The 23,068-nt window shown below is 31.7% G+C and carries 20 protein-coding genes; 17 read left to right on the forward strand and 3 right to left on the reverse strand.

The window, feature by feature from the left end:
* The first annotated feature begins 73 nt into the window (after window positions 1-73).
* Complete coding sequence (locus LG45_RS07105) at window positions 74-439, forward strand: CoA-binding protein (RefSeq protein WP_035125702.1); 366 nt, start codon at window positions 74-76, stop codon at window positions 437-439.
* Window positions 440-713: 274 nt separating this feature from the next.
* On the opposite strand, the gene LG45_RS07110 is transcribed toward LG45_RS07105, so the two are convergent.
* Together LG45_RS07110 and LG45_RS07115 are read right to left on the reverse strand one after the other, a co-directional pair.
* Entirely contained in the window at window positions 714-1,106 is a 393-nt protein-coding gene (locus tag LG45_RS07110; RefSeq protein ID WP_035125704.1) for a hypothetical protein, read from the reverse strand.
* Between the two features lie 15 nt (window positions 1,107-1,121).
* Window positions 1,122-2,618 carry a sodium:solute symporter gene (locus tag LG45_RS07115; protein ID WP_035125706.1) on the reverse strand — a complete coding sequence of 499 codons (1,497 nt, stop codon included), beginning with the start codon at window positions 2,616-2,618 and terminating at the stop codon, window positions 1,122-1,124.
* 134 nt (window positions 2,619-2,752) lie between these two features.
* Here LG45_RS07115 and recR point away from each other — a divergent pair, with 134 nt between their 5' ends.
* The 5 genes from recR (at window position 2,753) to rfbB (ending at window position 9,330) form a co-directional block, all read left to right on the forward strand.
* Window positions 2,753-3,373, forward strand: coding sequence for a recombination mediator RecR (recR, locus tag LG45_RS07120; protein ID WP_035125707.1), 621 nt, complete (start codon window positions 2,753-2,755; stop codon window positions 3,371-3,373).
* 73 nt (window positions 3,374-3,446) lie between these two features.
* Window positions 3,447-4,223, forward strand: a complete 777-nt coding sequence (locus LG45_RS07125; RefSeq protein ID WP_035125709.1) for a polysaccharide biosynthesis/export family protein — start codon at window positions 3,447-3,449, stop codon at window positions 4,221-4,223.
* Window positions 4,224-4,238: 15 nt separating this feature from the next.
* Window positions 4,239-6,704, forward strand: a complete 2,466-nt coding sequence (locus LG45_RS07130) for a polysaccharide biosynthesis tyrosine autokinase (protein ID WP_035125710.1) — start codon at window positions 4,239-4,241, stop codon at window positions 6,702-6,704.
* 125 nt (window positions 6,705-6,829) lie between these two features.
* A complete protein-coding gene (locus tag LG45_RS07135; protein ID WP_035125712.1) occupies window positions 6,830-8,221 on the forward strand; it encodes a UDP-glucose 6-dehydrogenase in 1,392 nt (463 codons plus the stop codon).
* Window positions 8,222-8,283: 62 nt separating this feature from the next.
* Window positions 8,284-9,330 carry a dTDP-glucose 4,6-dehydratase gene (rfbB, locus tag LG45_RS07140; protein ID WP_035125713.1) on the forward strand — a complete coding sequence of 349 codons (1,047 nt, stop codon included), beginning with the start codon at window positions 8,284-8,286 and terminating at the stop codon, window positions 9,328-9,330.
* Between the two features lie 324 nt (window positions 9,331-9,654).
* Here rfbB and LG45_RS07150 read toward each other — a convergent pair whose 3' ends face one another.
* Entirely contained in the window at window positions 9,655-10,410 is a 756-nt protein-coding gene (locus LG45_RS07150) for a hypothetical protein (RefSeq protein ID WP_035125714.1), read from the reverse strand.
* A 507-nt stretch (window positions 10,411-10,917) separates the two neighbouring features.
* Here LG45_RS07150 and LG45_RS07155 point away from each other — a divergent pair.
* The 11 genes from LG45_RS07155 to LG45_RS07205 all read left to right on the forward strand — a co-directional run bounded on the left by LG45_RS07155 (window position 10,918) and on the right by LG45_RS07205 (window position 22,959).
* Complete coding sequence (locus LG45_RS07155) at window positions 10,918-11,883, forward strand: SDR family oxidoreductase (RefSeq protein WP_035125716.1); 966 nt, start codon at window positions 10,918-10,920, stop codon at window positions 11,881-11,883.
* A gap of 41 nt (window positions 11,884-11,924) precedes the next feature.
* A complete protein-coding gene (locus tag LG45_RS07160; protein WP_035125717.1) occupies window positions 11,925-13,202 on the forward strand; it encodes a nucleotide sugar dehydrogenase in 1,278 nt (425 codons plus the stop codon).
* Between the two features lie 99 nt (window positions 13,203-13,301).
* Window positions 13,302-14,708: a lipopolysaccharide biosynthesis protein gene (locus LG45_RS07165; RefSeq protein ID WP_035125719.1), complete on the forward strand. Its 1,407-nt coding sequence runs from the start codon at window positions 13,302-13,304 to the stop codon at window positions 14,706-14,708.
* A gap of 41 nt (window positions 14,709-14,749) precedes the next feature.
* Window positions 14,750-16,108: a hypothetical protein gene (locus LG45_RS07170; RefSeq protein ID WP_035125724.1), complete on the forward strand. Its 1,359-nt coding sequence runs from the start codon at window positions 14,750-14,752 to the stop codon at window positions 16,106-16,108.
* 13 nt (window positions 16,109-16,121) lie between these two features.
* Complete coding sequence (locus tag LG45_RS07175; RefSeq protein ID WP_081932053.1) at window positions 16,122-17,258, forward strand: glycosyltransferase family 4 protein; 1,137 nt, start codon at window positions 16,122-16,124, stop codon at window positions 17,256-17,258.
* Window positions 17,259-17,267: 9 nt separating this feature from the next.
* The gene (locus tag LG45_RS07180) at window positions 17,268-17,789 is read left to right on the forward strand and encodes an acyltransferase (RefSeq protein WP_035125728.1); all 522 of its coding nucleotides are present in this window, start codon (window positions 17,268-17,270) and stop codon (window positions 17,787-17,789) included.
* Window positions 17,790-17,852: 63 nt separating this feature from the next.
* Window positions 17,853-18,932 carry a glycosyltransferase gene (locus LG45_RS07185; protein ID WP_035125729.1) on the forward strand — a complete coding sequence of 360 codons (1,080 nt, stop codon included), beginning with the start codon at window positions 17,853-17,855 and terminating at the stop codon, window positions 18,930-18,932.
* A gap of 90 nt (window positions 18,933-19,022) precedes the next feature.
* Entirely contained in the window at window positions 19,023-20,159 is a 1,137-nt protein-coding gene (locus tag LG45_RS07190; protein WP_035125730.1) for a glycosyltransferase family 4 protein, read from the forward strand.
* The gene (locus LG45_RS07195) at window positions 20,156-21,196 is read left to right on the forward strand and encodes a polysaccharide biosynthesis protein (protein WP_035125732.1); all 1,041 of its coding nucleotides are present in this window, start codon (window positions 20,156-20,158) and stop codon (window positions 21,194-21,196) included. The genes LG45_RS07190 and LG45_RS07195 overlap by 4 nt, the downstream gene beginning before the upstream one ends.
* A 191-nt stretch (window positions 21,197-21,387) precedes the next feature.
* Window positions 21,388-21,810 carry a WxcM-like domain-containing protein gene (locus LG45_RS07200; protein ID WP_035126683.1) on the forward strand — a complete coding sequence of 141 codons (423 nt, stop codon included), beginning with the start codon at window positions 21,388-21,390 and terminating at the stop codon, window positions 21,808-21,810.
* A gap of 30 nt (window positions 21,811-21,840) precedes the next feature.
* Window positions 21,841-22,959 (forward strand): polysaccharide biosynthesis C-terminal domain-containing protein, encoded by a 1,119-nt coding sequence (locus LG45_RS07205; RefSeq protein WP_035125733.1) that lies wholly within the window; start codon window positions 21,841-21,843, stop codon window positions 22,957-22,959.
* The last annotated feature ends 109 nt before the right edge of the window (window positions 22,960-23,068 follow it).

The following is a 23,068-nucleotide window of genomic DNA, read 5'->3' on the forward strand; positions in this document are numbered from 1 at the left end:
ATCTACTAGCAAAGATAAACAAAGAATATCTTCTAAAGTTAAAATAAAAAACAATAATCATTACTTTTGTAAGATGAAAAACAAGAAAACACTCGTGCTTGGCGCATCAACTAAGCCAGAAAGATATGCCTTCAAAGCCATTACAATGCTTGTAGATAAAGGTCATTCGGTGCTTGCAATTGGTCAAAATCAAGGAGAAGTTGCCGGAGTTTCCATCCGAACTAAAAATATTCCGCTTTCTAATATCGATACCGTAACGTTATATTTAAATCCCGTTCGCCAACGAGAATACTACAATTACATTATCGAAACCAAACCAAAACGAGTAATTTTCAATCCAGGAACCGAAAATCCCGAGTTTTATCAATTGCTTAAAGCCAATTCGATCAAAGTAGAAGAAGCTTGCACCTTGGTTTTATTGACCACAAATCAATATTAATTTAAACTTGTTGTCATGCTGAACTTGTTTCAGCACCTTGAGCGAATGGCTTGGTCTTTATCAGTGATGGTAATTCCTGCTTTTCGTTGCAATAAAAAATGTCCCGAAAACAATCGGGACATTTTTTATTTCCACTGCAAATGAAATTCATCGAACTCCTATGAAAATATTATCAAAGTGAGATAATCAGGGCTAATTAGGTTTCCATTTTAATTTTTGATCAAGTTTCTATAGAAATCTAAATTTGAAAATATACGTTTTCAAATTCATTCAATTATGTTTGAAATTCGATGCTTTCTGTTGGAGAAATTTCTATTGAAAATTTTCCGTTTTCTAAATTTTTCCCTTTCCAAATGTTCCAAGAAGAATTATTTCTGTTAATTTCAGTTGCAGTTAAGTTTATTAAATCAAGATAAATTAACGTTGATATTGGCCATGAATCTTTGTTGTCAAACTTTCTTAGAAAAACTCCTCTTTCAGTAGAATAAATAAAATCTCCAAAAAAATGTCCATCTAACTTTTGGTTAATATTTTCAATATTAGTTTTTAAACTATAGATTTTTACAATTCCATCAAATGCTGTTTCATTTTCAAGCTTTCTTTCAAAATAAACAGAATTAATTTCTGAAAAAAAATGATAGTTCTCTGACGAATATTTTTGTTTCATAAAATGGCTTTTAACCTAAAACTTAGTCTGACTAGTCGCAGGTTTACTGATCATCAGTAATCCAATAAAAGTAATCAATCCGTTTACAATAATTAGTTCATTGTCAATTACATAATTCGCAAAAAGCGCCGCCGAATTTTTAGCAATTAAAAAACAAACCAAAGGCGAAATCACACAAATAATCGGAACCAATTTATCATGAACGGTTTTCGATTTCATAAACAATCCAAAGGCGTACAATCCTAAAAGCGGTCCATAAGTATAACTCGCTACTTTAAAAATCATAGTCACAACCGATTTGTCATTCAAGGAATTAAATATAATTATCACAAGAAACATCAACAACGAAAACCCAACGTGAACCAAATGTCTTGTTCTTACAACGTTTGGCTTATTTTGGTTTTCAGCTTTATCCATTCCAAGAAAATCTACACAAAAAGAAGTTGTTAAAGCCGTCAAAGCCGAATCGGTTGTGGCAAAAGTTGCAGCTGTCAATCCTAATAAAAATACAACTGCCGGAATAATATTTAAATGATTAAAAGCAATTTCTGGAAACAATAAATCAGTGCGTTTCACACCATCAACCATTGGAACTGAAATTCCGTTTTTCTCAGCATACAAGTAAAGTAATGCACCAACACTTAAAAAGAAAATATTAATCACCACAAAAATTCCGGTGAAGGTGAACATGTTTTTTTGCGCTTCACCAATGTTTTTACAACTCAAATTCTTCTGCATTAAATCTTGGTCTAATCCAACCATGGCAATAGTTACAAAAATTCCACCCAAAATTTGTTTCACAACATAATTGCCTTTTAAGTAATCTTCATAAAAGAAAACTTTAGAATAATTACTGTTTTTTACAGCTTCAAATGCTTCCATAAAACTATAATCCAAACTATTACAAATAAAAATAATCGTCAAGAAAACCGATGAAACTAGGAAGAAGGTTTGCAAAGTATCGGTAATAATAATCGTTTTCAATCCGCCACGATACGTGTAAGCAAATATTAACGCCAAAGAAATTAAAACAGTCACAGCAAACGGAATATTATAAGCATCAAATACAAATCGTTGCAATACAATTACAACCAAGTAAAGCCGAAAAGCAGAACCAATTGTGCGACTTATTAAGAAAATTGTTGCTGCCGTTTTATAACTCACTACACCAAGTCGTTGTTCAATATAACTATAAATTGATGTAAGATTCATTCGATAATAAAGTGGAAGCAAGACTGTTGCAATGATGATAAAACCAATGGCATTTCCCAATACAAATTGAAAATATTTAAATTGCAAATCGGGATTTCCAACTTCGCCTGGAACAGAAATAAATGTAACACCAGAAAGCGCCGTTCCAATCATACCAAACGCTACCAAATACCATTTCGAATTTTTATTGGCCTTAAAAAAAGCGTCATTACTGCTGTCTTTTTTACTAACTAAATTTGAAATTAGAATCAGAATACCGAAATAAATAATGATAATGGCTAAGATTGTTCCTGAAGACATAAAGTGGATTTTTGTTTGTGCTAAAATAGGAAAAAAGATGGAAGTTAGAAGATGGAAGTTGGAAGAAAGTTTCTATCTCTAATTTTGGTAAACTTCAAACTTCCATCTTCCAACTTTTTCTTTACTTTTGCTAAATGGAATTTTCATCTAAATTATTAGAAAAAGCGGTTAACGAAATGGCGCAATTACCTGGAATTGGTAAACGAACAGCCTTGCGATTGGTGTTGCATTTGTTAAAACAACCATCAGAGCAAACGCACTATTTGTCGCAAGCTTTAACTACAATGCGTGACGATGTAAAATTTTGCAAAAACTGTCACAATATTTCTGATGTTGAAGTGTGTGAAATTTGTTCGAATACTTCTAGAAATCATAAAATTATATGTGTTGTCGAAGATATTCGTGATGTAATGGCCATAGAAAACACCAATCAATTTAAAGGAATTTATCATGTTCTTGGCGGAAAAATTTCACCAATTGATGGCGTTGGTCCAAGTCAATTGAATATCAGTACGTTAGTTAGTAAGGTGAAAATGGGAGTTATAGACGAAATAATATTTGCTTTAAGCTCCACAATGGAAGGCGATACCACCAACTTTTACGTTTATAAACAACTAAAAGAATTCAATGTAAAAACATCTACAATAGCAAGAGGAATAGCTGTTGGCGACGAATTAGAATATGCCGATGAGGTGACTTTGGGTAGAAGTATTGTGCAACGTGTTCCATTTGAAATTTCATTAAAAAATAATTAGATAATATTCTATTCTAAGTTTTTTATTTTTAGATTTGAAAAATCTATCTTTGTTTGCTAAATTATTTTTATAAATGAATAATCGAATTGTTTGCCTACTTTTATTAATTGGACTATTTTTTACTTCATGTGTTCCAACGAAAGATTTAATTTATTTACAAGATAAAGGAAACTCCAAAGAGGAAGTTGTAAATCAATCTAATTTAAAACCCTACCGACTTCAAACAAATGATATCTTAAGCATCAATATAAAAGCATTAGATGCGCGTCTAGTTGAAATGTTTAATGCTGGTGCAAATGGTCAAAATCAGGAAAGTTTATATTTTACAGGTTATAGTGTTGATGATCATGGAAATATTAGAATTCCAGTTTTAGGCGAGATGAATGTTCTCGGTTATACAATTGAAGAAGTCAGAAAAAAAATTGAAGAACGATTGTTGGCGGAGCATTTTAAAACAGAAGCACAACTTTTTGTTAATGTTAAGTTGGCAGGATTACGATATACTATTAATGGAGAAATTGGTTTGCCTGGAACAAAAGTATTGTATCAAGATAAGGTAAATATTCTTGAAGCTGTTGCCAATGCTGGAGATATAGCAATCACTGGAGATAGAAAAGACGTCAAGGTTATAAGACAATTTCCTCAAGGCGCACAAACTTTTAGTATAGATTTAACCGATGCTGTTGCTGCAAAATCTAATGTTTATTATTTGCAACCTAATGATTATATTTACATAAAACCACTTAAGCAAAAAACTTGGGGAACAGGAAAAACAGGGATAGAATCACTCGGAACAATAATTACCCTTTTGTCACTAGCAACAACAACTTTTTTATTACTTAGAAATTAAAACCTACAATTACGAATGTTAGACATAAAAGATTTTTCTTTTTTTGAAAACCAAAACAGTTTTGATTTTAAAGGATTTTTAATCAAAACGGCGAGTTATTGGAAATGGTTTGTTTTGGGGTTAATTATTTGCTTAACGATTGCACATCAAATAAATATTAGAAAGCAACCGATTTATTCTCTTGAAGCGACAATGGCAATTTCTGAACAAAAGAATCCGCTTTTTACTGCAAATACAAGTTTGGTTTTTAATTGGGGTGGAACTTCAGATCAAGTTCAAACGATAGCTTCAACATTAAAATCGCGTTCTCACAACGAAATAGTTGTAAGTAAATTAGATTACTTTGTTGAATATTTGCAAGAGCAAAAATATTATACACAAGATGTTTATGGATTAACTCCTTTTGTGGTAAAACTCGATAAATCTAAAAGTCATATTTACCAGCGACCAATTCGAATTAAATTTATCTCACAATCGGAATATGAAATCGAGTTAGATTTTGCGAATAGTTCTTCGATTACCGTTATCAATTACAGCACAAATACTACCGATAATGTAACTGTAGCCAATGGAGTTTATAGAAAAAGATTCAAAGTTGGTCAACCTATAAATCTTCCTTTTTTAAATTGGACTTTAGAAATAAAAGGTACACCCGAAAATTATGTAGGAAGCGAATACATTGTGAGTTTAAATTCGTTTGATGGAGCAGTTTCAAGATATAGAAATGTAAAAGTTGTAATTGATGACAAAGCTGGATCAATTCTCAAATTGTCGATGGAGGGAACTAATAAACCTAGAATGGTTGATTACCTAAATGAGACAATTTCTACATTAATGAAACGTCAACTAGACAGTAAAAATTTATTTGCAGAAAACACTATAAAATATATAGATACTACTTTAACCTTAATGGAAGGTGAAGTTAGAGTTGCTAATGATGAATTAAAAGATTTTAGTAGAAATAGAAATATTATTGAAATTGAAAGTAAAGGACAAGCTTTTCAGGATAAGATATCAGAATTAGATGTAACTAACGATGATATCAACAGAAAACTAAATTACTATAATAATCTAACTAATTATTTAAAAAATAGTACTGATTATTCTAAACTTCCAGCGCCATCAGTTGCAGGAATTGATGATCCTAACATTGGTAGAAATGTTTCTAGCTTAATTGCTTTATCAGTTAGAAGGTCAGAAATGGCTTATTCTGTGAAAAGTGAAGCTATGTTTAGTACAATTGACAATGAAATAACGGCACTTAAAAAAGTTTTATTAGAAAATATAATTACTGCAAAAGGTGCAATTCAATATGAATCATCACAAATAAAAAGTAAAATAAGTCAAGCAGAAAGCAAAATTATGCAACTGCCAGAAGATAGTCAGGCGTATTTGAAAATTATGCGAAAATACAATTTGAGTAATAGTGTTATTGATGCTTTTCTTCAAAAAAGGCATGAGGCACAAATTGTGAAAGCTGCCAATTTATCGGATATTCAATTTATAGATCCGGCCAAAGATATTGGTGGTGGTTTAATTGGTCCAAGAACTGGCGTAAATTATGTAATTGCAATTTTCCTCGGATTAATTATTCCCTTGTCAATCGTATTTTTGATTTTCTTTATAAATAATTCAATTCAAAACACTGATGATGTCTCTAATTTAACTTCAATTCCACTTATTGGCGTTGTTGGAGTAAAGCAATCGTTTAATAATCTAGCAGTTTTTGATAAACCTAAATCGGCATTGTCAGAATCTTTTCGTGCCATTCGATCCTCGTTGCAGTTTTTGTATAAAAAGCAAAAGCTCGACGGATCTAAAACCCTAATGTTAACGTCATCTGTGAGTGGTGAAGGAAAAACATTTTGTTCTATAAACATCGCTACAGTATTTGCTTTAAGCGAAAAGAAAACAGTTATTGTAGGATTAGATTTAAGAAAGCCAAAAATATTTGAAGACTTTAATTTGAAAAACGAAATTGGAGTTGTCAATTATTTGATTGGACAAAATACCTTGGAAGAAATTACAAGTCACACTAAAGTTCCTTATTTGGATGTTATTACTTCGGGACCAATTCCTCCAAATCCATCAGAATTAATCATGGGTGAAGCTTTACAAGAATTGTTAGAAAGATTAAAAGAGAAATACGATTATATAATTCTTGATACACCACCAGTTGGCTTAGTTACCGATGCTGTAGAATTATCTCAATATTCAGATGTGACTTTGTATGTAATGCGACAAAATTTCACCAAAAAAGAAATGGTTAATTTGCTTAATAACAGAGTGAAACGAGGTGAATTAAGTAATGTGAGTATAATTCTAAATGGATTTGAAAATAAAGCAAAATACGGAGCTGGTTATGGTTATGGCTACGGTTATGGTTACGGTGCCTACTCAAATGGATACCATGATGATGATGAGCCTAAAAACATTATTGTAAAGTATTACAATAGGCTTTTTAAGAAATCAAGAGGCTAAATAAGCAACAAAACTCATGAATAGTCAAGGTTTTATAGGTCGTAATTTATAGAAGCATTAAAAGGAAATTAAAATTGTATTTTGTTAATTATAAAAGTACAATTATCAATAAAATAATAATAAAAATGAAAATTACTAATATTTGTTGTATCGGAGCAGGATATGTTGGTGGACCAACAATGGCAGTTATTGCTCAAAAATGTCCGCATATTAAAGTTACTGTTGTCGATTTAAATACTGATAGAATTGAAAAATGGAATGATGAAAATGTAGATAATATTCCGGTATATGAACCAGGGTTGGGCGAAATTGTAAAACATTCTCGTGGGAAAAATTTATTTTTTTCAACCGAAGTTGATAAAGCAATTGATGAAGCGCAACTTATTTTTATATCTGTAAATACTCCAACTAAAACCTATGGATCCGGAAAAGGTATGGCGGCCGATTTAAAATATATTGAACTTTGTGCCAGACAAATTGCTAGAGTTTCTAAAGACGATAAAATTGTTGTAGAAAAATCTACATTGCCTGTAAGAACAGCCGAAGCAATAAAAAATATTCTTGATCATACAGGAAATGGTGTGCAATTTCAAATACTTTCTAACCCAGAATTCCTTGCAGAAGGTACTGCTGTAGAAGATTTATTAGCTCCAGATAGAGTTTTAATTGGTGGCGATACTACTCCAGAAGGGCAAAAAGCAATTCAAGCTCTTGTAGATGTTTATGCCAATTGGGTTCCAAAAGATAGAATACTTACTACTAATGTTTGGTCGTCTGAGCTTTCTAAACTTACGGCAAATGCTTTTCTAGCGCAACGCGTTTCGTCTATAAACGCCATGTCTGAATTGTGTGAAAAAACTGGTGCGGATGTCACTGAAGTGGCAAGAGCAATTGGTATGGATAGCAGGATTGGTTCTAAATTCTTAAAATCGTCTGTTGGATTTGGAGGTTCTTGCTTTCAAAAAGACATTCTAAATTTAGTTTACATTTCCAAGTCTTTCGGATTACATGAAGTTGCCGATTATTGGGAGCAAGTAATCATCATGAACGACCACCAAAAAAGACGATTTTCTAAAAAAATAGTTTCTACATTATATAATACGGTTGCCGATAAAAAAATCACTTTTCTAGGTTGGGCTTTCAAAAAAGACACTAACGATACTAGAGAATCTGCTGCAATTTATGTAGCCGATGATTTAATAAACGAACAAGCCAATATTGCTGTTTTTGATCCAAAAGTTGCATACAATCAGGTGATTGCCGATTTGAATTATTTAGAAAGTAGAGCACCGCATAAAAACGAAGCTTTAGTTAAATCATTTTCTGATCCTTACGAAGCTTGCAAAGACTCACATGCTATTGCAATTCTTACCGAATGGGATGAATTTAAAGACTATGATTGGAAGAAAATTTATGATAATATGCTAAAACCAGCTTTCGTTTTTGACGGAAGAAATCTTCTTGATAGAGAAAAATTAACTTCTATCGGTTTCCATTATCAAGCAATTGGGAGTTAGTTTTTGGGAAGAAGTAAATGATATTAGGAGATTGGAGTAGATTTATTTTATAACTTTTTGAAATGAAAAAAATAGTAATCACTGGAGGTGCTGGATTTATTGGTTCGCACGTAGTAAGACGCTTTGTAAATAAGTATCCTAATTATCAAATTTATAATTTGGATGCACTTACTTATGCAGGGAATTTAGAGAATATTAAAGATATTGAAGATGCACCTAATTATACTTTTGTAAAAGGTGATATAGTAGATGCCGATTTTATAAATGAGTTATTTCAGAAACATCAATTTGATGGAGTTTTACATCTTGCGGCTGAGTCGCATGTGGATCGTTCGATAACTGATCCGTTGAGTTTTGTGAAAACTAATGTTATCGGAACTATGAACCTTTTGAATGCTGCCAAAACTATTTGGAAAGACAATTTTGAAGGCAAACGTTTCTATCATATTTCTACTGATGAGGTTTACGGTTCACTTGGTGCCGAAGGTTTATTTACTGAAACTACACCTTACGATCCTAATTCGCCTTATTCAGCGTCCAAAGCAAGTTCTGATCATTTTGTGCGCGCTTATGGCGAAACTTATGGTTTACCGTATGTGATTACTAATTGTTCTAACAATTATGGGACGTATCATTTTCCTGAGAAATTAATTCCGCTTTTTATTAATAATATCATTAACAACAAACCACTTCCAGTTTATGGTGATGGAAAATATACACGCGATTGGTTGTTTGTAGAAGATCATGCTGTGGCTATTGATTTGGTTTTTCATGAGGGTAAAAATCACGATACTTATAATATTGGTGGCTTTAACGAATGGCAAAATATTGATTTAGTAAAACTTTTGTGTAAGCAAATGGATTCTAAATTGGGAAGAGCAGTTGGCACTTCTGAGCAATTGATAACCTACGTAAAAGACCGACCAGGACATGATTTACGTTATGCTATCGATGCTTCTAAAATCAATAAAGAATTGGGTTGGAAGCCTTCTGTGACTTTTGAGGAAGGTCTTGAACGAACTATTGATTGGTATTTATCTAATGAAGAATGGCTTAGGAATGTGACATCTGGTGATTATCAGAAGTATTATGATAAGCAGTATTTGTAAGCTGGAAGATGGAAGATGGAAGATGGAAGATTGAAGATGGAAGATTGAAGATGGAAGATTGAAGATGGAAGATTGAAGATGGAAGATGGGAGATGGGAGATGGAAGATGGAAGATGGAAGATGGAAGATGGAAGATGGAAGATGGAAGATGGAAGATGGAAGATGGAAGATGGGAGCTGGGAGAGGTTTCTCGATTAGCTACGCTCAGTTCGGCAAAAGCCTCGGGTCAATTTTTCTCCATTTCATTGCGTAAAATCACTTGAAGTGACGATTGTGGGTTAAATTTAAGGCATCTCGACTGCGCTCGATGTGACAATGGGCTTATTATTTACTCCAGATGATTGATACTGTGTTGTTAATTCTTGGTAGTTCTTTTACTTTTTTTCTTTCTTGAATTGAAAACCCTATGAAGAGAAATACTAATTTTAAATCGTTTCCTTCGGGTTGTTTTGTTTCTAATAGAATGTTGGTTGGTTTTTCCTCTTTATTTAAAATAATTTCTTCACTGTATTCTGTTGTGAATTTATTTTCTAAAAAATTCCAGTTTGCAGAAGCTATAGCAACATGAATATTATCACATTCGGTTTCTGGCCAGATGATGTGCTTTTTTGGATTGAATTTGTTTATTGTTAGTTGGTTGAGTTGGTCGTTCCAGATCCATTTGGTTTTTAAAACTTTTGGTAATGTTCTCGTTTTGTTTCCTTCAAATCCTATGAAATAAGTTCTTGCTTCCTCTGATTTCAGTCCTTCTTCAACTGTTCTATATCCATGCTCATTGATCGTGTCTTCATTCATTATTTCCAACATCAATTTGTTCGCACGTCCTGCATAGCTGCCGTCTTTGGCTCTCTTGTTGTATCGAAATGCTATTGCTCTAAAGTTTTGACTTTTTTTAGAGCATTTACCAAATTCTTTTCCATGATTTTTTGCTTTCGTAAAAATTGGATTTTCATGAAACTGCTTACTTGTAATTCCCGATTTGCCTTTTGTTTTAACTAAATTATTTTTTTCTTGATCTAGATAAAATGTGAGATTATCAAGGGTTCCAACTATTTTAAAAGGAGCGATTACTTTGGCCATTTTTTATAGCTAAAATACCATTTTTTTTACTAAAGAAATTACTTAAAAAGCATTTTTTTTATCCGTTTTTTTCATCGTTGAGTAGTAAATTATAGTCTATAAACTACATGCTTCTACTTAAAAAACGTTTTTTGTAGTATTTTGTTAAGGGTGTTTTGAAGCAAATTATTTGGATTATTTTGTCTGTTTCCTTTGTTTACTCGGAATTATAACCTTTAAATTTTGTTAAACTGTAAATAAGGCAAATATTCTTGTTTTTTTAGTTTAGTTTTGCAACTTAATTTATCGATTTTGGAGAATTGCTTTATTTTGTATCGCTAATTTCATTTTATGTCATAATTTTTGAACATTATTATGCTCCTTTTTTGAATAGTATTTACTCTTTACAATTGCATTTTTGATGTATTATATTAAGAGCAATTAGACCGATAGAAAAGCCTAGAATTCCATTTTAGAATGGATTTCGCGATTATAAACGATAAAAGTTAGATATAAATTAAGTTAAAAATGAGAATATTAATTACAGGAGGTGCGGGTTTTATTGGTTCCAATTTATGTGAGTATTTTATTGGTCAAGATAGTGAGGTTGTTTGTTTGGACAATTTTGCAACTGGACATTTACGTAATTTGGATGCTATAATTAACCATCCTAACTTTACCTTGATTGAAGGTGATATTCGTGATTTGAATACTTGTCATGAAGCTTGTCAAGGTGTTGATTATGTTTTGCATCAAGCAGCTTTAGGTTCGGTTCCTCGTTCTCTAAACGATCCGATTACTTCTAATGATGTTAATGTGTCTGGTTTTTTAAATATGTTGGTTGCGGCTCGTGATGCTAAAGTAAAACGCTTTGTATACGCCGCTAGTTCTTCAACTTACGGCGATTCAGAAAACTTGCCTAAAGTGGAACATATAATTGGAAAGCCATTGTCTCCTTATGCGATAACAAAATATGTTAACGAATTGTACGCTGAAATATTTTCAAAAAGTTATGGTTTAGAAACAATTGGTCTGCGTTATTTCAATGTTTTTGGAAGAAAGCAAGATCCAAATGGTGCTTATGCTGCTGTAATTCCGAAATTTGTGATGCAGTTTATGAACTATGAAAGTCCTATAATAAATGGCGACGGAAACTTTTCACGGGATTTTACCTATGTAGATAACGTAATTCAGATGAATGCATTAGCTATTAAGAGTACCAACCCAGAAGCCTTAAATACTGTTTATAATACTGCTTTTGGGGATAGAACCACTTTAACACAATTGGTTGGTTATTTAAAAGAATATCTTTCCGAGTTTGATCCAAAAATTGCTACAGTTCCACTTATTCATGGACCAAATCGAGCAGGTGATATCCCTCATTCATTGGCAAGTATTGACAAAGCAAAACTGCTGTTAGGTTACGAGCCTGAATTTTCAATACAACGCGGATTAAAAGAAGCTGTGGCTTGGTATTTTTCTAATTTGAAATAGAACCGTCATCACTGCATTAAATAATTTTTTTACATTAGATTATGAATAAAATAGCCATTATAGGTCTTGGATATGTAGGACTACCTTTAGCACGATTATTTGCTACAAAATATCAGGTAGTAGGATTTGATATTAACCAAAAGCGAATCGCTAGTCTGAATTCTGGTACTGACACTACTTTGGAAGTTTCTGATGAAGTCTTGCAAGATGTTTTGGTTGCTGATTTTGATAGCAAATCTAATGGATTATTATGTTCTTATACCTTAAGTGATATTGCAGATTGCAACTATTATATTGTCACAGTTCCTACTCCAGTTGACAAAAATAACCGCCCCGATTTGACACCTCTTTATAAATCAAGTGAGACGGTAGGTAAAGTTTTGAAAAAAGGTGATATTGTAGTATATGAATCCACGGTTTATCCCGGCGTTACAGAAGAAGAATGTATTCCGGTTTTAGAGCGTGTTAGCGGTTTGAAATTCAATGAAGATTTTTTTGCAGGTTATTCGCCTGAGCGAATTAATCCAGGAGATAAAGAACATACTGTAGAAAAGATTTTAAAAGTAACTTCTGGTTCTACGCCAGAAATTGGTTTAAGAGTTGATTCTTTATATAAAAGTGTTATTACCGCTGGTACCCATTTGGCACCAACTATCAAAGTTGCAGAAGCGGCAAAAGTGATTGAAAATTCGCAACGTGATATTAATATTGCTTTTGTTAATGAACTGGCCAAAATATTTAATTTATTAGATATCAATACTCAAGATGTTTTGGATGCTGCTGGAACAAAATGGAATTTTTTACCTTTTAAACCAGGTTTAGTCGGAGGCCATTGTATTGGTGTTGACCCATATTATTTAGCACAAAAAGCTCAAGAGAAAGGCTATCATCCCGAAATTATATTGGCTGGAAGACGATTGAACGATAGCATGGGCGAATATGTAGCTTCACAAGTTGTGAAGTTAATGATTAAAAAGGGAATTGCTATAAATGGTGCTACCTTGTTAATGTTGGGAATTACCTTCAAGGAAAACTGCCCAGATGTTCGTAATACTAAAATTGTGGATGTGATTGCCGCTTTAGTAGATTATGGAATTTCAGTTAGTATTTATGACCCTTGGGCAAATCCAGCTGAGGTTAAGCATGAATACGGTTTAGAGATTACTACTAAGTTACCCGTAGATAAATTTGATGCATTAGTTTTAGGAGTTGCTCACAAAGAGTTTTTAAGTTTGGATTTAGAACAATATAAAAAATCTGCTTCTATTCTATATGATGTAAAAGGAGTTTTTGGTGAAAAATCAGATGGAAGATTGTAGGTCCTTCTTTTAATTTATTGGTAGTGATAAATTATTGGCAAATAATTAAATTAATCAGTAAATTATAAATTAAAATTAGTTTTAGAAACAAAAATAATAATGAAATATATTTCACATTTTTTTAATCTTAATAAACTTTATAAACTAATTGAACCAATTGATCTTTCAACAGTTGACGGAAGATCCAAAGAGCGAAAAAGAAGAATAAAACTTACTGCCTTAAGTTCTGCTACATTAAAAATATTGTCAATGGCTGTTCCATTGCTTACTTTGGGAATGACCTACAGTTACTTAAATCCTGAGGTATATGGTCTTTGGAGTGCCGTTACAACTTTTTTTGCATTGTTTGCTTTTAGTGATTTAGGTTTAGGTAATGGACTTCAAACTAAGCTTAGTCAAGCACAAGGTAGAGATGATTTAGAGCTTTGTAATAAAATTATTTCGAACACTTTTTTTATACTGTTGGCTATAACGTTATTATTATTACTTATTTTTCTATCTATTTTTTGGTTTTGTGATTGGGCTGCATTAATGAATTCTCAAAATAGTGAAACCATGGTAATTGCCGCATCCGTTGTGTTTGTTATTGTAGTGCCAAAATTACTTTCGATACCTGTAGCAATTATACAAAGAACTCAATTAGCTTTACAAGAAGGTTACCGAAGCGATATGTGGGGCATTGTTGGTTATGTAATTAACTTAATTTCAATTATAATTATTGTTAAGTTTGAATTTGGCAAATTAACATTACTTGCATTTACCTCTTTCTTACCTTTTGTAGTATCTGCTGTGAATATGTTTGTTTATTTTAATTTTCAAAGAAAAGAATTGAAAATCAAATATAAATTATTCAATTTTCAGATGTCGAAGTCGTTATTATCATTAGGAATATTTTTCAGTATTCTATCAATTTTAACTACTATTGGAATTTCAATGGATACTTTTATAGTTGCTAAAACATGTAATTTGAAAGAAGCTGGATCTTTTTCAATCATTTATAAAGTTGCTACCATTTTTTCTGCAATTGTAACCATCTTATCAGCTCCTTTGTGGGGTGCCAATGGTGAAGCTCTTGCGAGAGGAGATGTCGACTGGGTGAAGAGTAATACCAAAAAGACCTCAATGATTATGGGGATGACCTCTATTGCAATCGTTATTGTTTTCCTGTCATTAAACAAGTTTATTTTTAACTTGTGGCTTGGGGAAGAGTTTGAGTTTTCTTTTGGAACATTATTTTGGTTGTCGATTATGCAAGTTTTACTGGCTTTTATTTCTCCCTATTTTATGATACTTAATGCATTAGGTGAAATTAAAATTCAAATACTTCTATTTGCCTTATACACTCCTATTACTATTGCATTAAAATATTATTTGTCATTGATCTATGGAATCACAGTAATACCGATGATTGGTTCAATTACTTATCTCTTTTTTATTGTACTATGGGTATACTATTTTGCGAACAAAAAAATTAATAAATATAAATTTGAAAGTACATTAACATAAATTCATTTCGTTTTATTACAAATTAACAAATTACAATTTTCGTGAATTCATACATCGCATTAATAACACTTACAATTTTAATAATAACCCTTCTTTATCAAATTAAGATTTGGAAAGCTAGGGTGCTATTATCTCCTGCTTTTTATTTTTCAATAATTTGGATTTTGGGGATTTTAGGTTTGCTGTTATTTAAATCTGTAGATATTTTAATTGAAACCTATCCAGAATATATAGATGAGTTAAATATATTGGTTGGTCAAACGGGACTGTGCTTTATTGCCGTAACGAAAATAGGTCTAAAGAAGGTAAATACACAAATTATTAGCATAAATTATTTTGTTACCTTCCGACTTTTTGCACTACTATCCATTTGTTATTTTTTACTTTCACTTTATGTTTTTTTCGTTGAGGGAAGAGGTTTTGACTTTGTAGCTGCTCGTGATAATATGCATGAAACTATTGAGAACCGCAGTTTCATTGTTGGTTATTTCCGTTTGTTATCCATTCCTTTATCGATTTTTGCTGGTAGTAAAATCATTAAGATGTTACTTAATTTAGAACAAGCAAATTTTAAAAAAATCGCCATTATTATTTTACCTTTTGTCTCTGATACACTGTTTTCACTAACTGAAGGAGGTCGAGTTGCAATGGTTTATGGTATGATGCTTTATCTAATAGGAGCAATATTAACCGTGCCTGCAAATTTTAAAGTAAAAGCAAGAAAAAAGATTATCTTTTATGGTTTGTTGTTGGCTTTCTTTATAAATAGTATGATATCATGGATTGGAGAAGTAAGAAGTTCAAAAGATGATACATATGAATCTACTCAACTAATTAAAGAAAAACTAGGGGTGTATTCCTTTATGTATGGAGCAATGGAGTATGTTAACAGCTCTTATGTAGGATATCAGTATCGCAGAGTAGATGCTGTTGATAAGAACTTAGGTTATGGTCAATATACTTTTAATGGTTTTATAAATTGGCAAATTCCCTTTGCTTCAAGATTTGGTATCGAAAATGCATCCATTGCAAATGCTTTAGGTATCTATTATTTCAATCAAGAAACCTATGATTTTTCAAGAGATTATTTTTACGTTACTCACTCTGCTTATCTCCCAATTATAAAGGATTTTGGCTTTTTAGGATCTTTTTTTGCCATTTTCTTTATTGTTTATTTGTCGCATTACTTTTTTATTAGAATCCAACAGAGGAGAAATATAAATCGGTCTATAAATTTTTTCTTTTATTATTTGTTTCTTATTTATTGGGCAAAATCAAATTTCTATGGTACACTATCCGATTCAGTTTTGGTGCCTTTATTTGGGTTTTTAATTGTAGATTTTCTTAATAAGATTGCCACTTCAAAAGAGAATGCTAATCAACCTTTTACCCGTAATTAATTTGTTATACTAAATGAAAAATATATATATAATTAGAGATTGTTATATTCCTAATATTGCTTCCATAAATAGATGTTTGGCTCTAGCTAAAGGTATGGGAGAATTAGGGGTTACAGTTAAAATTGTCTTTATATATCCAAATACGACGAGAGATAAAGTCAAAAATTCTTATGAAAATGTTGATTTCATTTATCTATGGGACGCTTTTTCTCCAAAAAATAAATATTTAAAACATTTGGTTAGCAGATTCTTTTTGCTTTTTTACATTGTACGACTTAAAAAAAACGAAACGGTTCTGGTTTATGGAACAATTAATCCTTGGTTTGCGTTCCTTTTTAATCCAGCTTTAAAAGTATTTAATGAGATTACAGAGCATCCTTCGGTACATATTCACAATAATAAAGTTATAGGTAAATTACAATATTATTTTTTCAAGAAATTTTGTTTAAAAATTAATGGAATCATCACCATTACACCCTCGCTTAGTCAATTTTTTATTAGTGAATTTGGAATAAAAAAAGAAAAAGTTACTACTATCAATATGATTGTTGATTCATTTCGTTTTGAAAATATTGTAGTTGAGGAGAGAAAAAATACCATTACCTATTGCGGTACCATTTCTGAATCTAAAGATGGAATAAGTTATTTGTTGAACGCCTTTAAAACCGTCTTAAGTCATCATCCAGAAATGACATTAACTTTAATTGGTGGCTTTGAAAGTGCGCAAACAAAGGATAACGTATATAAGCTAATACATACTTTATCTATTGAAGATAAAGTAATCATTACTGGAGAAATTTCGTCAGATGAGATGCCACTTTTACTTGCAGAATCTAAACTTTTGGTGCTGTCTCGTCCAAACAGTATACAGGCTCAGTATGGATTTCCAACCAAGTTAGGTGAATACTTAATGACTAAGAATCCAATTGTAATAACAGATGTGGGTGACTTTAAAATGTATTTGAAAGACAAGCATGATATCATTTATACTATTCCTGATGATGCGGAAGATTTTGCCGCTAAAATAAATTGGGTTTTAAATAATTATTCAATTGCCCTACAAATAGGTGCTAATGGAAAAAATGTAGCGATGCAAAGCTTTAATTATAAAATTGAAGCACAAAAACTTTTAGATTTTACAAATATTTAAAACTAAATTATGAAACTTATTAATTTAATATTTAGATTATATAGACTAAATTTTTGGAGTTGCGAAAAACATGCAAGATATCTTGGTGTAAAAATTGGTAAGGGATGTGATATTCAAACCTTAAATTTTAGTTCTGAACCATATCTGATTGAAATTGGTGATAATGTGCAAATAACAAGTGATGTAAAATTTTTCTGTCATGGTGCAGCATGGGTTTTTAGAAAAAAATATCCGAAAATGGATTATTTTGGAAAAATTAAGGTAGGAAATAATGTTTATATTGGCAATAATGCATTGATTATGCCAGGTGTAATAATAGAAGATAATGTCATTATTGCGGCAGGTGCTGTGGTAACAAAAAGCGTAAAAAGCGGAACAATTGTTGGAGGTAATCCTGCCAAAATAATTGGTGATTTAGATTCGTTAAATGAAAAAATGTTAAAATACAATGTCAATACTAAGGGCTTGAAGCCTGAAGAGAAGAAAAAAACTCTTTTAAAACTTGATGAAAGTAAGTTTATATCGAAATAAAAACTTATTTGATTTAAGATTATTGTTGAATCATTTAAAGAGAAGTAATCGATTTTTAGAAGTATGAAAAAAATTGCATTTTTAATACCTACAATGAGTTCTGGCGGAATGGAGCGAGTAATGAGTGAACTAGTTGTTTATTTCTCTGCAAAACCTGATATTCAGTGTCATTTAATAATCTATGGTAAACCTTTAGATGATTTTTATACTATTCCTAGTAATGTTGTAGTTCACCGACCTGCATTTAAGTTTAATGATGCAATGCGTCTATTATCTACAGTGAAAACAATTTTTTTTGTAAGAAAGACGATTGCGAATATTAAGCCAGATTCCATTCTGAGTTTTGGAGAAATATGGAACAATTTAATTATCATATCACTTTTCGGATTAAAGTTTCCATTATATGTTTCCGATAGGAATAGTCCGTTGGAATCCTTAGGAAAGGTTCATGATTTTTTAAGAAAGGTTTTATATCCTTATGCTACTGGTGTAATTGTTCAAACATCTAAAGCTTCGGAATTATTTAAAAGAAAATTTAAAAATAGTAATGTTAAAGTTATAGGTAATCCAATAAGAGTAATTGAATCGGGTAAAGAAATTAAAAAAGAAAATAGTATTATTACTGTAGGTCGATTAATTTCCTCTAAGAACATTAATAGAATAATAGATATCTTTGCCAAAGTTCAAACTTCCGATTGGAAATTAGTTATAGTTGGAGGTGACTCCAATAAACAGAATAATAGAACTAAATTTCAAGCGCAGATTAATAGTCTAGGAATGGAGAAAAACATTTTTTTAGCTGGAGTGCAGGATCAAGTAGACGATTTTTTACTTCGCTCTAAAATATTTGTGTTTACTTCTAGTAGTGAGGGATTCCCAAATGTAATTGGAGAGGCAATGAGTTCGGGGTTGCCTGTAATTTCATATGACTGTGTTGCAGGACCTTCGGAAATGATTGCTGATGGAGAAAATGGTTATTTAATACCTCTGTATGACGATTTATTATTTGAACAAAAATTACGCTATTTGATGGGCAATGAAAATCATAGAATACAAATGGGTGATGCCGCCAAAGCAAGTATTAAAAAATTTTCTGTCGAGAATATTGCGTCCCAATATTATGATTTTATAGTAAGCAATTAAAATAATTATTTTAATAAAGTAAGTTATTAAGAGACGAATAAATAAAATAGTTATTAGTGTTATGCTTCATAATAAATTTAAAAGTAAAAAATGGTTTTAGGTATAGATGCAACAAATATCAGATCAGGTGGCGGTTTGACACATTTAAAAGAAATTTTAAATAATGCGGACAGTGGCTCTATTTGTTTTGAGAAAGTAATAGTTTGGTCTAATAGTGTTACGTTAAGTAATTTGCCTTCTAACGATTGGTTGGAGAAGCGTACTCATAACTGGTTAAATAAATCATTTGTTTTTTCTTTTATTTTTCAAATTTTCCTACTCTCAAGAGAAGCAAAAAAATCAAATTGTACATTATTGTTTGTTCCTGGAGGTACATTCTTAGGTTCATTTAAGAATTTTGTCGCTATGAGTCAAAATATGTTGCCATTTGAATTTGAAGAACAAAAACGTTACAAAAGTTGGAAATCAAGATTGCGTTTTAAAATTTTATTTATTACTCAAGGTCTAACTTTTAAACGTGCGAAGGCAGTTGTGTTTTTAACAAATTATGCCCAACAATTTATCACAAAAAAAATTAATTTGAAAAGACAAAATCAGATTATCCCACACGGAATTAGTTTAGAATTTCTTCAGACACCAAAAGAGCAAAAAAATATAGCTGATTATTCTTTTTCTAACCCATTCCAATTATTATATGTTTCACTTATAACCGTTTATAAGCATCAATGGAATGTTGTCGAAGCTGTGCTTGCCTTACGTTCAATGGGATATCCCATTAGTTTAACGCTCGTTGGTGGTACTGATTCGGAATCATTCTCTAGATTCAATACCTCTCTTCAACATGATACTAATAAAATAATAAATTACAGAGGTCAAATCCAGCACAAAGAATTGGCGGAGATTTATAAAAGCGCCGATGCTTTTGTGTTTGCGTCTTCGTGTGAAAATATGCCCATAATTTTGATTGAAGCCATGACTTCAGGTTTACCGATTGCTTCCTCAAACAAAGGACCAATGCCAGAAATTTTAGGAGACGCTGGTTTTTATTTTGATCCGACTAATGTTGATAGCATTAATATGGCTATAAAAACGATGTTGGATTCTACCCAGCTTAGGAATATTTATTCTCACGATTCTTTTTCAAAATCCATAAAATATACATGGAAAGAATGTTCAAATAAAACTTTTAATTATCTTTATTCAACTGCAAAGAATATTATCACATGAAAATACAAAACAAAACTTTATTAATTACAGGTGGGACAGGTTCCTTTGGAAACGCCGTCTTAAACCGATTTTTACAAACGGATCATTTTAGTGAAATCAGAATTTTTTCTCGAGATGAGAAAAAACAAGACGATATGCGTAACCAATTAAAGAGTGATAAACTCAAGTTTTACATTGGAGATGTGCGCGATTATGCAAGTATAGAACGTGCTATGCGTGGTGTTGACTATGTTTTTCATGCGGCGGCTTTGAAGCAAGTGCCTTCTTGTGAGTTTTTCCCAATGGAAGCTGTAAAGACTAATGTTATGGGAACGCAAAACGCTATTGATGCTGCTGTTGCTAATAAGGTTTCTAAAATAATTTGTTTAAGTACAGATAAGGCAGCTTATCCTATAAATGCTATGGGAATTTCCAAAGCAATGATGGAAAAGGTGGCTGTGGCTGCTTCAAGAACAATTCCTAACAACGATACAACGGTGTGTTTAACCCGTTATGGAAACGTAATGGCCTCAAGAGGTTCGGTGATTCCTTTGTTTTTAAATCAAATTAAAACTGGGCAAACGCTAACCATTACCGATCCCAATATGACTCGTTTTTTAATGTCATTGGATGAAGCAGTAGAACTGGTTTTGTTTGCTTTTGAGCACGGAAATCAAGGTGATTTGTTTGTTAATAAAGCGCCTGCAGGAACTATTGGCGATTTAGCGCAAGCATTAAAAGAGCTAAGTAATGCCACCAACGAAATTAAAGTAATTGGAACAAGACATGGTGAAAAATTATATGAAACACTTTGCACCCGTGAAGAAATGATTAAAGCCGAAGATATGGGCGAATTCTATAGAGTTCCAGCCGATAATCGCGACTTGAATTATGCTCAATATTTCTCAGAAGGTGAGCAAGATATATCCAAAATTGAAGATTACCATTCTCATAATACTGAGCAATTAGGAGTAGAAGGAATGAAGCAATTGTTATCAAAATTGCCTTTAATTAGAAAAGAAATTTTTGGTGAAGATGTGGCGCAAATGCCTGGATGATTTAGTGATTAGTAATTAGTGATTAGTAATTAGTAATTAGTGATTAGTATTTGGTGATTAGTGATTTGTGATTAGTAATTAGTGATTAGTGATTAGTAATTAGTAATTAGTGATTAGTATTTGGTGATTAGTGATTTGTGATTAGTATTTGGTGGTTAGTTAACTAATAAATGGTTTTAAATAGCAATGTTATGAAAGTGCTTCCGCAAATAATTAAAGGTAATAGTCATGCCGATGACAGAGGTGTTTTACAATTTAATAATGATTTTAATGCTTTAGAAGTAAAAAGAATTTATACAATTGAAAATAGAAATACTGTATTTGTTCGTGGTTGGCAAGGTCATAAAATAGAGCAACGTTGGTTTTCTGCCATTCAAGGTTCATTCAAAATTGTGCTGATTGCCATTGATGATTGGGTTACACCATCATCAGATTTAGAGCAACATCACTTTGTTTTAGATTCGCTTAAAATGGATATTTTACACGTTCCACAAGGGTATGTTTCCAGCATTCAAGCATTGGAGGAGTCATCCAAACTGTTGCTTATGTCTGATTATTTACTAGGTGAAATAGTGGATGAATATCGATATGATATTAATTATTTTAAAAAATAAAAAGGGTTTCCCTTAAACTAGAATAAAATTATGCTAAAAATAGGAATTACAGGACAAGCTGGGTTTGTAGGCAAACATTTGTATACTACTTTGGCTCTTTTTCAAGAAGAGTTTGAAAGAGTTGATTTTCAAAAAGAGTTTTTTGAGGATGCTACAAAACTGAACGATTTTGTCTCGAAATGTGATGTTATTGTGCATCTTGCTGCTATGAATAGACACAATGATCCACAAGTTATCTATGACACCAATGTAGGTTTAGCAACTAAATTGGTTCACGCACTTGAAGCAACCAACAGCAAAGCTCATGTGATTTTTTCATCTTCAACGCAAGAAGAAAGAGACAATCTATATGGTAAGTCTAAAAAAGAAGCCAGAGAATTATTAGCCAATTGGGCAAAAAAATCGCAAGGGAACTTCACAGGATTGATTATTCCGAATGTTTTTGGGCCTTTTGGTCATCCCAACTATAATTCTGTTGTAGCTACTTTTAGTCATAAAATTGCTAGAAATGAAACGCCAACTATTGATGTTGACGGTGATTTGAAACTTATTTACGTTGGCGAATTGGTGGATGAAATTCTAAAAGAAATTAGAATTGGTGATAGTAAAGAGGAAGTTTTAGTACCACATACCTCAGAATCTAAAGTTTCTAGAATTCTTTTTTTATTAGAAAAGTATAAAGAACAATATCAAAATAACGGAATTATCCCTGAGTTAAATAGCCGATTTGAAGTGAATTTATTCAACACTTTTCGTTGCTATATGGATATTGCCAATCATTTTCCTGTAAAATTTACACAACATACCGATCCGAGAGGCGCATTCGTTGAAGTAATTCGATTGAATGTAGGCGGACAAGTTTCATTTTCTACCACGGTTCCTGGAATTACTAGAGGAAACCATTTTCATACTAGAAAAATTGAACGTTTTGCTGTTATAAAAGGGAAAGCATTAATTCAACTTAGGCAAATAGGCACTCAAGAAACTCATGATTTTTATTTAAGTGGAGATGAACCAGCTTATGTAGACATGCCAGTTTGGTACACCCACAATATAAAAAATGTTGGTGATGAGGAGTTATACACCATTTTTTGGATTAATGAATTTTATGATCCAAATGATCCGGATACTTATTTTGAGAATGTGTGATTGTTTCACGCAGATTTAAATGATTGAAAGGATTTTTAATAGATGTTGAATATTAGATTTATTGTAATCCAATATGATTAGGATATTTATTATAGAATGTGTGATTGTT

This window comes from Flavobacterium aquatile LMG 4008 = ATCC 11947 (assembly GCF_000757385.1).
Lineage (GTDB): Bacteria > Bacteroidota > Bacteroidia > Flavobacteriales > Flavobacteriaceae > Flavobacterium > Flavobacterium aquatile.

Bases quoted from the DNA above. Each gene is read 5' to 3' on its own strand.
- LG45_RS07105 (WP_035125702.1), top strand. From the start codon at position 74: ATGAAAAACAAGAAAACACTCGTGCTTGGCGCATCAACTAAGCCAGAA.
- LG45_RS07110 (WP_035125704.1), bottom strand. From the start codon at position 1,106: ATGAAACAAAAATATTCGTCAGAGAACTATCATTTTTTTTCAGAAATT.
- LG45_RS07115 (WP_035125706.1), bottom strand. From the start codon at position 2,618: ATGTCTTCAGGAACAATCTTAGCCATTATCATTATTTATTTCGGTATT.
- recR (WP_035125707.1), top strand. From the start codon at position 2,753: ATGGAATTTTCATCTAAATTATTAGAAAAAGCGGTTAACGAAATGGCG.
- LG45_RS07125 (WP_035125709.1), top strand. From the start codon at position 3,447: ATGAATAATCGAATTGTTTGCCTACTTTTATTAATTGGACTATTTTTT.
- LG45_RS07130 (WP_035125710.1), top strand. From the start codon at position 4,239: ATGTTAGACATAAAAGATTTTTCTTTTTTTGAAAACCAAAACAGTTTT.
- LG45_RS07135 (WP_035125712.1), top strand. From the start codon at position 6,830: ATGAAAATTACTAATATTTGTTGTATCGGAGCAGGATATGTTGGTGGA.
- rfbB (WP_035125713.1), top strand. From the start codon at position 8,284: ATGAAAAAAATAGTAATCACTGGAGGTGCTGGATTTATTGGTTCGCAC.
- LG45_RS07150 (WP_035125714.1), bottom strand. From the start codon at position 10,410: ATGGCCAAAGTAATCGCTCCTTTTAAAATAGTTGGAACCCTTGATAAT.
- LG45_RS07155 (WP_035125716.1), top strand. From the start codon at position 10,918: ATGAGAATATTAATTACAGGAGGTGCGGGTTTTATTGGTTCCAATTTA.
- LG45_RS07160 (WP_035125717.1), top strand. From the start codon at position 11,925: ATGAATAAAATAGCCATTATAGGTCTTGGATATGTAGGACTACCTTTA.
- LG45_RS07165 (WP_035125719.1), top strand. From the start codon at position 13,302: ATGAAATATATTTCACATTTTTTTAATCTTAATAAACTTTATAAACTA.
- LG45_RS07175 (WP_081932053.1), top strand. From the start codon at position 16,122: ATGAAAAATATATATATAATTAGAGATTGTTATATTCCTAATATTGCT.
- LG45_RS07180 (WP_035125728.1), top strand. From the start codon at position 17,268: ATGAAACTTATTAATTTAATATTTAGATTATATAGACTAAATTTTTGG.
- LG45_RS07185 (WP_035125729.1), top strand. From the start codon at position 17,853: ATGAAAAAAATTGCATTTTTAATACCTACAATGAGTTCTGGCGGAATG.
- LG45_RS07190 (WP_035125730.1), top strand. From the start codon at position 19,023: ATGGTTTTAGGTATAGATGCAACAAATATCAGATCAGGTGGCGGTTTG.
- LG45_RS07195 (WP_035125732.1), top strand. From the start codon at position 20,156: ATGAAAATACAAAACAAAACTTTATTAATTACAGGTGGGACAGGTTCC.
- LG45_RS07200 (WP_035126683.1), top strand. From the start codon at position 21,388: ATGAAAGTGCTTCCGCAAATAATTAAAGGTAATAGTCATGCCGATGAC.
- LG45_RS07205 (WP_035125733.1), top strand. From the start codon at position 21,841: ATGCTAAAAATAGGAATTACAGGACAAGCTGGGTTTGTAGGCAAACAT.